The 15529-nt window shown below is 70.2% G+C and carries 12 protein-coding genes; 8 read left to right on the top strand and 4 right to left on the bottom strand.

Annotation, left to right across the window (positions count from 1 at the left end; all coding sequences use genetic code 11):
• Positions 1–264 precede the first annotated feature (264 nt).
• Together OIE47_RS33290 and OIE47_RS33285 are read left to right on the top strand one after the other, a co-directional pair.
• Positions 265–411 carry a hypothetical protein gene (locus OIE47_RS33290; RefSeq protein WP_326558502.1) on the top strand — a complete coding sequence of 49 codons (147 nt, stop codon included), beginning with the start codon at positions 265–267 and terminating at the stop codon, positions 409–411.
• Positions 404–904: a hypothetical protein gene (locus OIE47_RS33285; RefSeq protein WP_326558501.1), complete on the top strand. Its 501-nt coding sequence runs from the start codon at positions 404–406 to the stop codon at positions 902–904. The genes OIE47_RS33290 and OIE47_RS33285 overlap by 8 nt, the downstream gene beginning before the upstream one ends.
• Before the next feature lie 63 nt (positions 905–967).
• On the opposite strand, the gene OIE47_RS33280 is transcribed toward OIE47_RS33285, so the two are convergent.
• Entirely contained in the window at positions 968–4321 is a 3354-nt protein-coding gene (locus OIE47_RS33280) for a CHAT domain-containing protein (protein WP_326558500.1), read from the bottom strand.
• Between the two features lie 215 nt (positions 4322–4536).
• Positions 4537–4965 (bottom strand): hypothetical protein, encoded by a 429-nt coding sequence (locus OIE47_RS33275; protein WP_326558499.1) that lies wholly within the window; start codon positions 4963–4965, stop codon positions 4537–4539.
• A 201-nt stretch (positions 4966–5166) separates the two neighbouring features.
• Here OIE47_RS33275 and OIE47_RS33270 point away from each other — a divergent pair, with 201 nt between their 5' ends.
• Positions 5167–5628 (top strand): ATP-binding protein, encoded by a 462-nt coding sequence (locus OIE47_RS33270; protein ID WP_326558498.1) that lies wholly within the window; start codon positions 5167–5169, stop codon positions 5626–5628.
• Between the two features lie 118 nt (positions 5629–5746).
• On the opposite strand, the gene OIE47_RS33265 is transcribed toward OIE47_RS33270, so the two are convergent.
• Both OIE47_RS33265 and OIE47_RS33260 read right to left on the bottom strand, forming a co-directional pair.
• Positions 5747–6625: a hypothetical protein gene (locus tag OIE47_RS33265; RefSeq protein ID WP_326558497.1), complete on the bottom strand. Its 879-nt coding sequence runs from the start codon at positions 6623–6625 to the stop codon at positions 5747–5749.
• Between the two features lie 71 nt (positions 6626–6696).
• Positions 6697–9210 (bottom strand): S8 family peptidase, encoded by a 2514-nt coding sequence (locus tag OIE47_RS33260; RefSeq protein ID WP_326558496.1) that lies wholly within the window; start codon positions 9208–9210, stop codon positions 6697–6699.
• A 130-nt stretch (positions 9211–9340) separates the two neighbouring features.
• Here OIE47_RS33260 and OIE47_RS33255 point away from each other — a divergent pair, with 130 nt between their 5' ends.
• The 5 genes from OIE47_RS33255 (at position 9341) to OIE47_RS33235 (ending at position 15477) form a co-directional block, all read left to right on the top strand.
• Positions 9341–11302: a sigma-70 family RNA polymerase sigma factor gene (locus OIE47_RS33255; RefSeq protein ID WP_326558495.1), complete on the top strand. Its 1962-nt coding sequence runs from the start codon at positions 9341–9343 to the stop codon at positions 11300–11302.
• 215 nt (positions 11303–11517) lie between these two features.
• On the top strand, positions 11518–13056 hold the full coding sequence (locus tag OIE47_RS33250) for a phenylacetate--CoA ligase family protein (RefSeq protein WP_326563308.1): 1539 nt from the start codon (positions 11518–11520) through the stop codon (positions 13054–13056).
• Complete coding sequence (locus OIE47_RS33245) at positions 13053–13499, top strand: DUF4188 domain-containing protein (protein WP_326558494.1); 447 nt, start codon at positions 13053–13055, stop codon at positions 13497–13499. The genes OIE47_RS33250 and OIE47_RS33245 overlap by 4 nt, the downstream gene beginning before the upstream one ends.
• Positions 13496–14587: a hypothetical protein gene (locus tag OIE47_RS33240; RefSeq protein WP_326558493.1), complete on the top strand. Its 1092-nt coding sequence runs from the start codon at positions 13496–13498 to the stop codon at positions 14585–14587. Before OIE47_RS33245 ends, OIE47_RS33240 begins: the two co-directional genes overlap by 4 nt.
• Positions 14584–15477 carry a hypothetical protein gene (locus OIE47_RS33235; protein WP_326558492.1) on the top strand — a complete coding sequence of 298 codons (894 nt, stop codon included), beginning with the start codon at positions 14584–14586 and terminating at the stop codon, positions 15475–15477. The genes OIE47_RS33240 and OIE47_RS33235 overlap by 4 nt, the downstream gene beginning before the upstream one ends.
• The last annotated feature ends 52 nt before the right edge of the window (positions 15478–15529 follow it).

Genomic DNA, 15529 nt, shown 5'->3' with positions numbered 1-15529 from the left:
ATAGGAAGGTTTTTCCCGTTTAGAGGCTATAGCGGGTTATGAGCCCCTCAGTGCGGCTTCCCCGAAAGGGTGAAGAACGCGTTGTATCGGCGCCTTGTGCCTGGAGTACTGCTTCCGCGTCTCGGGCGGGCTCGTCCACGTTCCCGCCCGAGGGTTCGGCGCGGCGGTGGTCCGTCGTTCCGCCGCCTGAGTCTCCTGGCAGACGGCGGCCATACTGGAACCACACCCGACGCGCAGCGTCGCCTCCTCTCATCGGGGTTCCGGATGCCACGTGACGACGCACAGGAAAAGTCCGACGCCGAGAAGACTCCCGCCAAGGCCACCAAGACCACCAAGTCGGAGAAGGAGGACGAGCGGAAGCCCGCGCCCGACGACAGGTGGTGGGTGATGACCCGGGAACGCGATGAGTGATCAGGGCAAGGCGTACGCCGCGTTCGTGGAGAGCGAGCTCAAGTGCGAGCGTGACCGGCGGGTCCACCTCGACAACCGGGGAGCGGCGCTCGTCACCACCTCGTCGAGCCTGGTCGCGCTGCTCGCCGCGGTTGTCGCGTTCTTCCGGGTCGGCACCAACCTGACCTTTCCGAACTCGGCGCTGCCCACCCTGATCGTCGCGATCGCCGCGCTGGCGCTCGTCGCCGCCTCCGGCATCATCGCGAGTTGGAACCACACCTACCACGCGCCGAGCGTCGGCAGTCTCGGCGCCGCGGTGAAGGACCGATGGGCGACCGACGAGGAGACCGACGCCCGCAACTACGTGGCACAGATGCAGATCGAGATCATCTCGAGTCTGCGGCGCAGCAACGCGTCGAAGGCGGGATGGATCAGGCGGGGACTCGTCGGGCAGACGATCGCCCTGCTGGGGCTGGGCATCGTGGTGTGCCAGATGCTCATCGGCACGATGTAGACCAGGCCGCCGGATCGGCCGGCGCGCCCGGTCATGACGAGGCGCCCCGCCGGAGCAGGGGCCCTACCCGCCCACGTGGATGAACGGCATCCAGCTGCTGGGATACCCGGGCGCGTCGTCGCGCATGGAGCGAACCGCCCGGTGCAGCGCCCGGGGCGCATCGTCGGCGTTGCCGTCGCCCAGCGAGGGATAGAAACGACGGGTCAGTTCGCCGGAAGCGGCATCACCGACCGACCAGAGGGCCCCGATGACATGACGCCACCCGTTGTGGTGCATGGCCGACGCCAGTGTGATCGCCTCGTCCAGGTGGCCGACACCGCCGGTGGCCGTCTTGCAGGCGGCAAGAAAGGCAAGATCCCCGGCGTGACCTCCCGTACTCATGTCCGGGACCGACACCCGACCGTTCTCCTGCCAGTCGTACGGCACCAGCCCGCCGGCCAGCGGTTCGCGCAGATCCTGGGTGCCGTGGCAACTGGCGTGGAACCACCGATGCTCCTCTAGACCGGCCAGGATCGCCGCCCGCGTCGCTGCCCCGCCCGAGAGGACGGTGAGGTCGTCGGCGTCGAACAGGTCACGCAGGAAGTCCGCCTCGGTCTCGGCACTCGACAACTCCCCGCGGCCCGGGGTGCGGGGAAGCGAGACCGCCAGTAGCTGGCGGTCGGCACCCCTCGCCCGTGGCGTACGGTGCGACGCCCGCAGGGTGGGCGCATAGGAGGAGACGACCCGGTCCAGCACGCTGTCGTCGCCACTGCGGTGGTGGCCTGCGGCGTGTAACGGCAACAGGGTGAGCGCGCCGGTGGGGGACCACCACACCCGGGGCAGTCCGACATCGGACGAGGTATCGCCGGTTCCCCTGCCACGTTCCACCGTTGGCACGGGCGGGTCGCCGACGCAGGCATCCAACACCGGCTTTGCGATCGTGTCCCAGAGCCAGGCCAGGGTCCCGGTGATCGCGGCATCCAGCGCCTGCTGGTCGCGGTCCGCCGCGTACCGTTGCAGCGCGGTGAGGTAGTCGTCGGCCGACCGGGTGACCTCCGCCGAGGTCAATGACGCGAGCGCGACCAGCTCGACGCCATGTCGGGAGACAACCAGCGCGTCACAGCGCCACTCGCAGACGTTCACGATCACTATTCGGTCGGTCGCGCCGGGCGGCAGTAGGGACGCGAGCGTTGGTCGACGCAGGAAGGTGCTCGCCCCGGGAAGCGAAGCCAGGCCCCGTACCCGCGAGGTCAGGTCTTCGAAGCGCAGAGCGGCCCGCATCCGCTCGTCGCGGTCCCGGCTCCGGGCCGTTGACTCGCTGCCCGCCGGCGGGGATTCCGTACGCTCGGCGGCCGCGGGACGGTCGAGGACCGCACGGCACTCGATGAGTTCGTCGGCGAGGTCGGGTGCGGCGGCCCGGAGTTCGTCGAGGTCACCTCGCAGCTCGAGCAGCCGCGACCAGTAGATGCCGCGTCCCGCTTCGAGCAGGGTGACCGCCTCGTCCAGGCGACCCGCCGCGATGGCACTCGCACACGCCTCCCGGCCGAGGGCCGAGCCGTGTGCCCGCACCATCTTCAGCTGGTCGCGCCGCCCGAGGCCCGGCCACGCGAGCAACGGAAGGATCGCGATCGCCTTCGTGTAGGCGTCGAGGGCGGCCGCAACCCCGTCGACCTGGGCCACCGCCCGCGCCCACTGGCGGGCGGCCGAGAGTTTGACCAGCGAGTCCGCGTTGGGTGAGTCGGCGGCGGCGGACCAGGCACCGACCGCGTCCACGAAATCCGACCGATTCCGGGTACGGCCGAAGCCGACCCATTTCGTCTGCGCGAGATTGGCCTGGTGGACTGCGTGGTCGGGGTGGTCCCCGGTGGTGGTGCCGACAGCCGCCAGGCCGAGCCGCAGAGCCTCGCGGAGATCCTCGTCGTCACCGTGGCGATCGAAACGGGTCCGCAGGATCACGCCGAGATCGGACTGGTGGTTCCCGTGATCAGGGTGGTCTTCGGGGGTTGCGCCGAGGGCGGTCCGCCCGCCCTCCACGGCGGTTTCGAGGTCGACGTCGCTCCCGGTTCGGCCGAACCTGACCAGAGCGATGTTGGCCAGGTTCGCACCGTGCCTGCCCAACTCCGGGCCTGCTGACGAGGACACCGCCCGACGTGCGGCCGTCAGCGCCGCGCTCAGGTCGTCGGACTCTGCGGGGCCGTCGACGGTACCGAACGCCGCCCCGCGATTCTCCGCGTGGAGATCGGCCCGGGCACGATGCGCGAGCGCGAGGTTGCTGAGCCGTCTGCCCATGTCGGGGCTGTCGGCGGCGGTCAGAGCCACCGCTCGCGCAGCCGTCCGGACCGCGTCGTCGATGTCCTCTCTCGCGCCGTGGCGGTCGAAGCGTTCGCGCAACGCGAGGCTCAGATTCGACAGGTACATGGGGCGCCGGGAATGTTCCGGACCCACACCTTCGACCGCGGCACGACCCAGCGTGACCGCCCCGTGGAGGTCGTCGGGCGTGCCCCGGATCTCGAACCGGGTGCGCAGGCGGTTGCCCAGATGGGATGAGTACATCGCCCGCGACGAGTTGCCGAGAGGCTCGGCGGCCAGCGCGTCGTCGCCCAGGCTGATCGCCCTCTCCAGGTCTGCGACCCGGCCCTCGTGACTGAACCGCGTCCAGAGGACGTATCCGAGGTTGGAGAAGACGACATGCCGCGAAACATCACCGGGGTTGACGGCGGCCACCGCTTGCTCGCCGAGGTCGACGGCCTTCGTCAGGTCCCGGGCCGAGTGTTCCTTCTCGAACCGGGCACAGAGTAGGGCGCTGTGGTTGGAGAGGAGCCGGGACAGGTCGCTGTCGTCCCGTCGTTCCCTGATCGCACCCTCCGCGAGCAGGATGGCCTCGCCGCAGTCCTGGAACCGCCCGGTCCAGTCGTGTCTGGTACGCAGGCTCACGCTGAGGTTGAACATCGCCGACGACAGTGCCTCGGCAGGTACGTCCAGCGCGTCCCGTCCGACGTCGATCGAACGGTCGAGGGCATCGCGGTCACCGGTCATCTCGGCCAGAGTGCGCAACGCGACGCCGAGGTAGTTGAGGCAGAGGGCATGGATCGGCTCGCCTTCCGGCAATGCCGCGACCATCGCCTCGAAGAGGGCGACCGCGCCGTCCACCTCCGGTCTCACCTCACTCCGCATGCCCCGCTGCAGCAGGGTGGTCGCCATGCTCATGTACTTCGAAAGGTCGCCCAGTACGAGCTGCGGCCGCAGCCCGATCGGCACCAGGGACGGGTGAATGTCGAACAGTTGCGCGAAGATGCTCATCGCCAGCTCATGCTCGGCCGTTCCCTGGCCCGGGGGCAGCGCCAGGGAACGGTAGTGGCAGACGAGCGCGATCACCTGTGCCGCGTCCATCGGCAGGCCGCCATCCGCCCCCGAGACGGCGCTTTGCAGAGCGTCCATCTCGTCCACGACTTCGGCACCGAGAACCGCGGTCCGCTCACCGCCTTCAAATGCCCTCACCCGCCGACCGAGTGAACTGATCAACTTTTGCGGAGAGGGCATGATTCCTCCGTCGCCTTGAAGAAGGGACTCGGGTGGGACCGGCAAGAGTACCCGCAGTGAGGCGCCCGAGCAGCAGCGAATTGCTCCGGGTCGATCCGGGCACGAAGTGCTGGTCAGCCCCTGCCGCAGGCCTTGTCCACCGCGACCTTGGTGTCGACAAGCGCGTTCGCGCCCCCGCTCGTGCCCTCCTGCGCGGCCAGGCTCTGCAGCGAGTCGGCGTACGCCTCGATCGCCTGGCGGACCCCACCACCCTCTGCCTGCTCCGCCAGGAGCGTGATCTCCCGGTGCCAGCTCTCGAAGTGAAGACGTCGCAGCCGGGGCAGATCGGCGTACGCGACGCGGTCACCGACGTAGGCCGCCTCCATCGCGTCGGAGTACGCCTTCCCCTCGGGCGTCTCGTTGGCAAGGTGGCGATCGTTGGTCGCGGTGAACTCGGTGCAGATCTGTGCCGAGATGTCCGATGCCTCCCTGTTACTCGCCGACTCCCCGCCACAACCCGAGGCGACAAGGACAACCAGCGCAAGCGCCGTGAACCCGACCATCCACCGCACCGATTCCCCCAACTGTCGCCTGCCCCGTGTCCACCATGGACGCGCGTCAGATCCTATGCGCAACCTGCGACCGAAAGCGCGGGCGTCATCCGAGACACGGGCCAACCACAGGCGGACTCAGCCGGTCGGTTTCCCTGGTCACCGAGCCGGGTACCAACATGACCAGGGGCCGGATCAGCGTCTCGGGGCACGGTGATCACCACCGGCTTTCACCGACTGGAAGGGACGGCGAGGAAGATGGCGGCGACCATGGCGCTGACGCTCTCCGGCGACATCCACGCCGCCTCGCACGCCCGTAGCCTCACCGACCTTCTGCTGAGCAGGCTCGGCGTGACCGGACAGTCCCGCGCCGACCTCAGCCTCATGGTCAGCGAGGCGTGCACCAACGCCGTCTCGCACGCCCGTCAGCCCGGCAACATCGAGGTGCACATCTCCGTCGGGCACGATGAGTGCGTCATCGACGTCGGCAACAGCGACGGCAGCTTCGACGATGCCCAACTGCACGCCGACCTTCCCGACGCGAGCGCCGAGGGAGGACGCGGCCTGCCCATCATCACCGCCCTGGCCGACGCCGTCCGGACCGTGCACGAACGATCCGGCTGGGTGGTGCTCCGCATGGTCAAGCGCATCGTCAGGAAGCCGGATCAAACCTGAGCCGTCGCGCGGATGCCGAGGTGGTCGGCGGGTCGCCCGCGCCGTTGCGTCCGGGTGGAGGAGCAGCCGTGGTCCCGCGCCGACGAGCCGGCGCGGGACCACGTGTACGGATGAACGGTCAGCTCGCGCAGACGGCGTACGCGCGTACCTTCCAGTTGCCGCTGAAGCCGTTCTCGTCCTCGACGGCGCGTACGGTCACCGTCGTCGACGAGGTGGGCCGCATCTCGGTCAGGCGTACCTGGCCCTCGCCGCCGACGATCTCACCGCCGACCCCGTGCACCTGCTTGCCCGCCGGGCAGGTGGCGGTGACCGACCGGCTGACGGCCGAGCTGAGGACGCTGTCGACGATCATGCGCTGCTCACCGGCCAACGGGTCGGCGCAGAAGACGGCGACGTCCAGCGACCAGTTGCCGGCGAAGTTGTTGCCGGCCTCGACGCCCGCCACCGTAACGCTGGTCTGGTTGATGCGCACGTCCTCCAGGAGTACGTCGCTCGCCCCGGAGCCGAGCGCGAGGGCCGCGCCACCGCCACCGATCGCGCGCTTGCCCGCCGGGCAGGACAACTCCCGGAACTTCGGGTTGACGGAGTCGATCACGGAGTGCCCGGTGACCACCTGAAGGCCCTTGGGCGTCGGGGCGCAGAGCGCGCTGGCGGTGACCGCCCAGTTACCGGGGACGCCGTTCGCGTCCTCGCGGCCGGTCACCGAGTAGAGGTTGGCGTCGACCAGCGGCAGCATGATGTCCATGCCGACCTGGCCGAGGCCCGATCCGGTGATCGCGCCGCCGCCGCCGATGACACTGGTGCCCGCCGGGCAGACCGCGTTCTGCGTCTTGGCGACGCTGTTGCTCGGCCCGAAGGTTGTCCTGACCACCAGGCCCGGGACTGCGGCCACCGGCCCGACGAGGGCCACCTGCCCGAGCGTGACGGCGCTCAGCGCGGTCGCGCCCACGACGACCATCCGACGTGCCCACCGGCTGCGGTTCGATCCTTCTCGCATGGTTCTCTCCTCGGTTCGTAGATTCCTGGAACTGACTGGTTGTTGGTGTTCGCGGGTGAACGGCCCTGCGGTCAGGGCGTGACCTGTTGGATCTCGACCGGTACGGAATCCACGCCGACCAGCCCGGTCGAGTCGAAGACCTCCAGCCACACCGACCACGTGGTGGTGCTGCTCCCGCTGTTCAGCAGGCCCAGCTCCGCGGTGAGGCCCGCGCAGCTCTTCGGCACGACCTTGTCGTCGAGCGGGGCGCCGGTGGGCACCGCACTGCCCTGGCACAGCACCTTCTTGGCACCGCCGTCGCCGTACGCGGTCCACCGGTAGCGGGTCCCGGCGACCGCACCGTCCTCGGCGTCCGTACCGGCTCCGACGAGGGCGACCGACTTCGGCCCGCCGTCGATCGTGGTCAGCTTCAGCGCCGAGGCCGGCTGGACGACCGTGGCGGTCGGCCGGGACAGCCCGGCCGGCACGGCCGTGACCGTGAAGGCACGCTGCGCGCTGGCGCCGCCCGCCGTGAACGTCACGGTGTAGGCCCCCGGAGTGACCGTGCCCGCCGGCAGCAGATTCTGGTGTCCGGTTTTCTGGAGCACCACCGTGTTGCCCCGGCGGACCGTCCAGGACGCCTCCCCGTCGGGGACCGGCCCGAAGGCGTCGGGGTCGACGGAGGTGCCGACCAGGCTGACCGACTGACCAGCGGCGAGCGTCAGCCCCGCTGGCGGCGAGATGATGGCCACCGTCGTGGGGCTGTCCACCACCGTGATGGTGACCGCCGCCGACCCGGTACGCCCCAGGCTGTCGGTGGCGCTCGCCGTGATGACGTGGGTACCCGCCGACAGCGACGGCACGACCGTGATCGAGTCGTCGCCCAGCTCACCGTCGATGCTGCTGGTCCAGGTGAGCGGGATCTCCTTGCCGAGGAAGTCGGTGGCCGTACCCCACAGGTCCACCGTCTGGTTCACGCCGAACTGCTGCTTGGTCTTCGGCGTGCTGATGCTCACCGAGGGCTTACCGACCGTGACATCCAGCGCCTTCGCGACAGCGGCCAGGGCGTCGATCCGGCGCTGGCTCCCGGTCACCTTCGCACCGAGCCCGCCGACGTGGGCGGTGCTGTTGAGAATGTCGCGCACCTCCGCGGCGGTCAGGCCCGGGTCGGCCGCCATCACCAGGGCGGCGACACCACCCACGAACGGCGCCGCGACGCTGGTGCCGCAGGTGGACTTCGTCGCATTGATGGCCGGCTTGCCCGGATCGACGAGGCCCTGGACGCACATCGGGCCGTAGATCTCCACCGAGGTGGTGAGGTCACTGGTGCCGAAATTCGATCCGCCCGACACCGTCGCGTCCGAGTTCATACCGCCCACACAGAGGACATGGGTGCTCTCGCACGGCACGAAGAGCGTGTCGGCGTCGATGTTCGTACCGTTGTTACCGGCGGCGGCGACGATCAGCGCCCCGGTGTCCCGGACGTGCTCCATCCGCCGGTCGGTCCAGGTACGGGCCCACGCCTTGCCGAGGTGCACATCGCGGGTGAAGCTGAGGTTGACCACGTCCGGGTGGGTGGCCTCGGCGGCCTTCTCCAACCGGCGCAGGACCGTCCAGTAGTCGATGCCGTTGCGGACGGCGACCAGCTCCTCGACCACCGGCCCGGCCGGTCCGGCGGTGCCGTAGTCGTTGTCGACCCGGCCCATTCCGGCGAGCGTCACCTCGGTGCCGTGCCACGGGCAGGGTGTGCCGTTCGTGCAGTCGTTGGTGTTGGTCGCGCCCCACTCCGCCTTGTGCAGGGACACCTTGCTCGGGAAGTCCGCGTTCGACTGGAACCCACCGTCGAGCACCAGGTACTTCACCTGCTTGGCTAGCTTGCCCTTGGACTCGAGCAGTTGCCAGGCCGGCGCGACCCCGGTGTCCATCGCACCGCCGGCACGCATGAACGACCAGTCGAAGACGTTCTTCCCGATGCCGGGAGCCTCGAACACCTCGCCGTCGACGATCCCGGACGGCTCCACCAGCCAGTCGAGAACCAACTCGGTGCCCGCCCGCCACTCGGCCGCGGCCAGGGCGAGCAGCCGCAGCGCCCGCTCGTCGCCAACCCGGTACGTCCCGGCCTGACGCGGCTCGGCGGCGAGCAGGTCGCCGACCAGTCCCGCCGGGTCGGCACGATCGGCGTCCACCCGTACCAGATGGTCCTGCCCCTGCCCGTCCGGCGCGAACGAGTCGAGCACCTGGCCACCCCAGCGGGTGAGGAAGGCGTCCAGTTCGGCCTGGTCGGCCACCCGCACCATCACCTCGTCGAGCACCACGCCCGCCGGGGAACCGTCCGGTCCGGCGACCATCCCGATCTCCCGGTCGGTGCCGAGCCGGCCGACCGGGTCGATCGAGAGCCGTGGTGCGGACAATCCCTGGTCGACCCGGAATGCCAGTGGTTCCGCACGGGTGGTGGTCGTGGCGGCCGGGCCGTCGGGAGCCGGTGCCGCGGCGGCGTCCACCCCGGTGCCTGTGATGAGCCCGCTGGCGAGTACCGCCACCGCGGCGGTGACCAGGAACCGGCGCGGGCCGGTGACCGGTCGGCGGGTGGAACGGGTCAAAGTCATGAGTGTCTCCTCGGTGTCGGTGGTGCGGTGACACCGGTAGGAGCGCGGGCGGGTCGGCATGCCAACAGAAAGACCCCGGAAAACTTTTTCTTCGTTCTACTGGACCCGTTGACGAGCAGTGGGGGACAGGATGGACACGGCCATACCGGACGACAGGACGCTCGTCGAGGCGATGAGCCGAGGCGACCGGGCCGGCCTGGAAGGCATGTACCGGCGGTACGCCGACCGGCTCTACACGTACGCCCGGGTGATGGTGCGTGAGCCGGAAACCGCCTCCGACGTTGTCCACGACGCGTTCCTCAAAGCCAGCCAACGCATCGGGCAACTCCGCGACCCCGACCGGCTGCGCCCCTGGCTGTACGCGATCGTCCGCACCGAATGCCTCCGGCAGTTGCGGGAGCGGTCCCGCTCCTCACCGCTGGAGGAGGCGGGCGAGCCGGTGGCCGACACCCTTGACCCGGGCACCGGCGTCAACGCCGAGCAGGTACGCGACCTCGTACACACCGCGGCCGCCGCCCTCAACCCCGGCGACCGCGAGGTGGTCCACCTGGCGATCCGTCACGACCTGTCCGCCGTCGAGATCGGTGCGGCACTCGGGGTACCCGTCAACCACGCGCACGCCCGGCTGTCCCGGGCACGATCTCAGCTCGAACGGGCACTCGGCGCGCTGCTCGTCGCGCGCAGCGGGGGGCGTGACTGCCCGGAGTTGGCCGACGTACTGGACGGGTGGCAGGGCCGGCTCACCCCGACCCTGCGCAAGCGGGTCTCCCGCCATGTCGACGGCTGCACCGTGTGCGGGGTGCTCCGGAGCGAGCAACTCAACCCGGCGGTGTTGCTGTCCGCGTACACGGCACCGGTGTTCCTCGTCGCCGCCGACACGGTGTGGGCAAGACTGGTCGAGGTCGAGGTCGAGGTCGAGGTCGAGGTCGAGGTCGAGGTCGAGGTCGAGGTCGAGGTCGAGGTCGAGGTCGAGGTCGAGGTCGAGGTCGAGGCGACCGACGGCCGGGCCGACGGGCCCGGCGACGATGCGGCCGGCGGCTCGGTCGACGCGACCGACGCCCGAGCCGAGGTGGCCCGCGACGGTGCGACTGACGGCCGACCTGATGTGCCCCGCGACGAGGCGACCGGCGGCCCGGCCGAGGTCGAGCCGTCTGCCGATCCGGCGCCAGCGTCGTCGGCGTCACCGGAGCCCGCCGGCCCGGCGGACGACGGGGCGGCTTCCGGGCCGGGCGCAGCGTCGGGGGACGGGTCGATCGCAGGGTCGGGGGACGAATCCACCGCAGAGGTGGGTGACGGGCCCGCTGCAGGCAGCAGCGGGGCGGTGCCGCGTGCGGCGGCGCATCCCGTCCGTCCGACATCGGCGGCGGCGACCCGTGACCGGCGCCGCCGGCGGTTGGCCGGGACCGCCGGGCTGCTTTTGCTCCTCGTCGTGACCGGCGTCTGGGCCCTGGCGCCCGGTCAACCGGCCCCCGAAGGAGTGGCGGCGACATCCGGCGCATCGGCCGGCGGGCCGGCGGCGCCAGCTCCCACCGCCACCACCACCGGCCCCGTGGGCCGGCTGGTACCGACGACCGGACCGGTCGACGCCGGCGGCGTGTCCGCCGGCCCGGTTACTCCCGGTGATGCGGACCAGGCTGGTCCGGCCACTGACCCGGGCGCTGCGGCCACCCCGGGCTCTGCTGCCAACCCGGGCTCGGCAGCCGGCCCGCCCCCGGCGGGCGCACCCGGCGCACCGGCCGCGTCGCCGACCGCTCCGCCGCCAACCGCGCCCCGGCCGACCGCCGCACCGCAGTTGGCCATGCCGTTCACGGTGACGGCGAGCGCGCGTGTGCGCTGCGGTTCGGACACCTACAGCCTGGCCGTGCGGGCCACCGGCAGCGCCGCGATCGTCGAGGCGAAGGTGCGTTGGACGCCCGCCGGAGGTGCCACGTCGAGCCGGGACATGTCAGTGGACGGATCGTCCGCGCAGGTGACCGTGGGGAGCCTGCGCGCGTCGGCGCTGACCTGGTCGGTGCGGGTGACCGCCGCCGACGGCCGTACGGCACAGAGTCCGTCGTACCCGGTCACCGACCCTTGCGTCCGGCCGGGCTGAACGGGTCGGCGCCCACAAGCCCGTACGGAGACGTGCCGGGCCTCAGGTTACGGGCGGAATGGCGTAGGGCGCCGACCGAGTACGGCGCGAACCGCGGCGAGTGGTTGCCAGGGATTTGTGCGATCTTGGCAGCGGCGTCGCCGGGGTACTTAGGACGGTTGAGTATTCGTCATCACGTACCGGACTCGCGGGCTCCCTATCGTGGCTGCGTGGTGATGACATTCCTGCGTCGTTGGACGTTGCGGTTCGTGAGCTTCGCGCTGACCTGGCTCTACACGCTGTACCGGATCCATCCGGCGGTGTGGCGGCTCACGGCGCGTCGGTACCGCCCGTACATGGGTCGTTTTGCTCGACTGCACGCGTGGATGACCTGCCAGTTCGCCGCGATCGACGTGCCCGCGTACGGCGACTTCCTGCGCCGTAACCAGTGGCGGTTCCGGTGGTTCGACCTGTCGTCGTACCCACCGACCGACAAGGAGTCTTACGTGAAGGCGTACCCGGAGGCGCGGCGCTGCCGGAACGGTGAGATCGAGATTGCCGGCAGTGTGGTGGACGAGTCGTCGGGCTCGTCCGGTCAGCCGTTCAACTGGATTCGCAGCCGTCGTGAGTTGCGCTCGGTCCACAAGAACCTGGCCGGCTACGCGACGATGGTGTTTCCCTCGAAACGGCGCTTTGTCATCAACGCGTATTCGATGGGGGCGTGGGCCACCGGCACCAACACCGGCATCGCCATGTCCAGGATCGCGATGGTGAAGAACACCGGGCCGGACCTGCAGAAGATCGTGGACACGCTACTGTACTTCGGGTCCGGCTTCGACTACATCGTCACCGCGTACCCGCCGTTTCTGAAGCATCTGCGCGACAAGCTCGACGCCGAGGACTTCCCCTGGATCGAATACCGGATCAGCGGACTGGTCGGCGGTGAGGGGATGACCGAGGCGCTGCGCGACTACCTGGAGGAGCGCTTCCTCAAGGTGCGTTCCGGTTACGGAGCCAGTGACCTGACCATTGGCATCGCCGGGGAGACCGACTTCAGCGTCTGGGTCCGTCGGCGGCTGCGTACCGACCCTGCCCTGCGGACCAGCCTGCTCGGTGCCGACGAGTACCGCCTGCCGATGGTTTTCCAGTACAACCCGCTCGAGACGTACCTGGAGACCACACCCGAACACGAGGTGCTCTGCACGATCAACTCCACGGCCGTGCTGAATCCCCGGGTCCGCTACAACATCGGCGACGAAGGCCGGCTGGTTTCGTATCCGGACGTGCTCGCCGCGATCGCGGACCCGGACGCGCGGGCCGACGCCGGGCGTGCCTGGCAGGTCGACCGGATGCGGTTGCCGTTGCTGTTCCTGTTCGGCCGCAGGGACAGCACGATTTCGTACATGGGCGCCAACATCTATCCGCAGGACGTCGAGTACGGCCTCTACCGTGGCAACTCCCGGGCGCACCTGCTGCAGAGCTTCTGCCTGCAGTTGACCGAGCAGGTGAGCCTGGAGAGCCGGCCGGTCATCAACCTGCAACTGCGCGAGCACCTGACGCTCGGCCCCGACGAGCGGCGGGCGCTGGTCGACACCTGCCGCCACGGGGTCCTGCGCCACCTCGCCGAGGTCAGCCGGGACTTCGCGGAATCCCTGGCCGAGGACCCGTCCGCCGCGGACCTGCGGGTGGAGGTCCACGACTACGGCAGCGGCCCGTTCGCCGGCACCGATTCCAAGATCAAGAATGTCTATCTGGTGAAGGGCGGGACCGCGTGAGGACCTCCGACTTCTCCGCCGCGCCCCCGGTCGGCCAGGCCACCGCCATGTTCGTCGGCGCCACCCGCTACCGGGGGCCGCGCTCGATCGTCACGCTCACCCGTACCTGGTTCAAGATGGTGCGGCAGATGAGACGGATGGACGGGTACCGGTGGCACACCGTGTACTACCGGTTCCCGTTCACGCTCGGGACCGTCGCATTCTTCAGCGACCGGGACGCGCTGTTGAAATTCGCCCGCAGCCGCCACCACCGCGAGCTGATGTGCTGGGTGACCGACCACGGCACGACAAACGCGACCGGCGGCTACATCCGCCTGTACACCGCCGAGCCCGAGGGCTACACCAACGGCGTCTGGCGGGCCGAGGCCGACGGAATGGCACACATCCCGACCTTCACCCCGCTGTCGACCGAGAACACCGGTCCGCCGGTGCACCGCGCATGAGATTGGTCCCCGTCCGGTCGCGGGCGGACCTGACGGCGTTCGTGGACTTCCCACTCCGGCTCCACCCGGTCGACCGGTACGTGCCCCTGCTCTCGTCGGTGATCGCGACACACGGCCGAACCGCCGAACTGTTCCTGGTCCGCGACCGACACGGCACGGTGGTCGGACGAACCAGCATGCACCGCAGCGCGACCTTCGACGCCAAGGTGGGTCCACGCCAACTGTTCGGTCACACCGAGTTCGTCGACGACGACTCGGTCTTCACCGCCATCGTCGACGCGGTCGAGGCCAGGGCCGATGGCCGGCCGCTGTTCGGGCCGGTGGCGCTGCTGCCGAACCAGACCGGAGGAGTGATCACGTCCGGCTTCGCCGACCGAGGATTCGTGGACTCCGCGTGGAACCCCGCCTACTACCCCGCCACGTACGAGCGGCACGGGTTCCAACGCCGGTTCGAGGCCGACACCTGGCTCGTCGACCTCGACCATCCGGGCGCCGGAACAGCCGGCCATGACCACGGGTTCGCCTTCGACGACGACCGGATCGCCACCGAGAAGCTGGTCATCCGGTACGGCTCGCGGCGGCACCTCCGCAGCCAACTGCCGATCCTGCGGCAGTTGCTCAACAGCAGCTTCGCGCGGCTCGGCTACTACACCGACATTTCCGCCGAACAGCTGGCACAGCAGACCGACGGTCTCGCGTACCTGCTCGACGAGGGTCTGCTGCTCTGGCTGGAGAAGGCCGGCCGGCCGGTCGCGTTTGTCGTGACGGTCCCGGACATCTCCGAGTTCGTCATGGCGGTCGGCGGTCGGCTCGGCGTACTCAACCAGCTTCGCCTGCTGTGTACCCGCACCCGGTACCGGCGCGACGCGGTGCTCATCATCAAGGGCACCGTCCCCGACGAGCAGGGGAGGGGATACCTGACGCTGCTGTCCCGGGAACTGCACCGCAACCTCGCCCGAGGCGGGTACCGGACGCTGCGCAGCACCTTCGTCGAACGGGAGAACCTCGCCTCGGCCGCCCAGTACCGGCGGGCCGGCGGTCGGCCGCTGCACGGGTACACGTTCTACGAGAGGGGGGTCGCGACATGACGTGGGTCGAGCGGTTGCGGACACACGAAGCGATCTGTCGCCGGGCGCCGAGCGCCCACAACACCCAGCCGTGGCGGCCGGAATACCACGCCGACGAGATCGTCATCGGGTTCGACCCTGCCCGCTCGCTGCCCGACTCCGACCCGACCGGGCGGGACCTCGCCCTCGCCCTGGGCGCGTTCGTCGAGACATGCCTCATCGTCTCCGCCGCACTCGACCTGCCCGTCGCGGCGGCCGCCGGTCCGCGACTGGTCCCCGACGCACACGTGTACGCGACCCCGTTCACGATCGCCGACATCGAGGGCCGCCGGGTGGCCCGTGGTCCGTACGCGCCCGGTTACCTCGACCCGGTCGTGGTCGCCGACCTCGGACCCGGCATCGTCCACGTTCCCACCGGGGATCTCGCGTCCGACCTGGCGGTTGCCGACCGGTGGCTGTTCGGTACCCCCGCCGTCGCGGTCGAGCTGCGCGACTGGCTGCGCCTCGACCCACACCACCCTCGGTACCACCTTGACGGGCTCACCGACCAGGCCCTCGTCCTGTCCCGGTACGAAGCGCGGTTCCTGGGCGCGGCGCTGCGCGCGTACCCGGTCACCCGGCGTCTGGGTCTCCCGGCGCTGCTCGCCGCCACCGGCCGCGGCCTGCTGCGGTACGAGGGCAGCCTCTTGGTCCTCCTCGCGGACGACGACGATCACATCACCGCAGGTCGGCGTCTCCTGCGTACCTGGTTGGCGCTCGCCCGGCACGGTCTGGCGGTCCACCCACTCAGCCAACTCATCGATTGTCCGGCGACCGCGGGCAGGCTCGCCGAACGGGTGGGCGGCAAGCCGCTCGCGGTGTTCCGAGTCGGCCGACCCCTGGCCGAGCCGGTCCGTTCGGCCCGACGTTAGCCACCGCACCGATTCCCCGTGCCGGGTCGGGCCCGCGGTCGCGGGCCTTCGC

This window comes from Micromonospora sp. NBC_01796 (assembly GCF_035917455.1).
In the GTDB taxonomy this organism is placed as follows: Bacteria; Actinomycetota; Actinomycetes; order Mycobacteriales; family Micromonosporaceae; genus Micromonospora_G.
The sequence above is the reverse complement of the archived record's forward strand: the minus strand, read 5'-3'. Positions and strand labels throughout refer to the sequence as shown.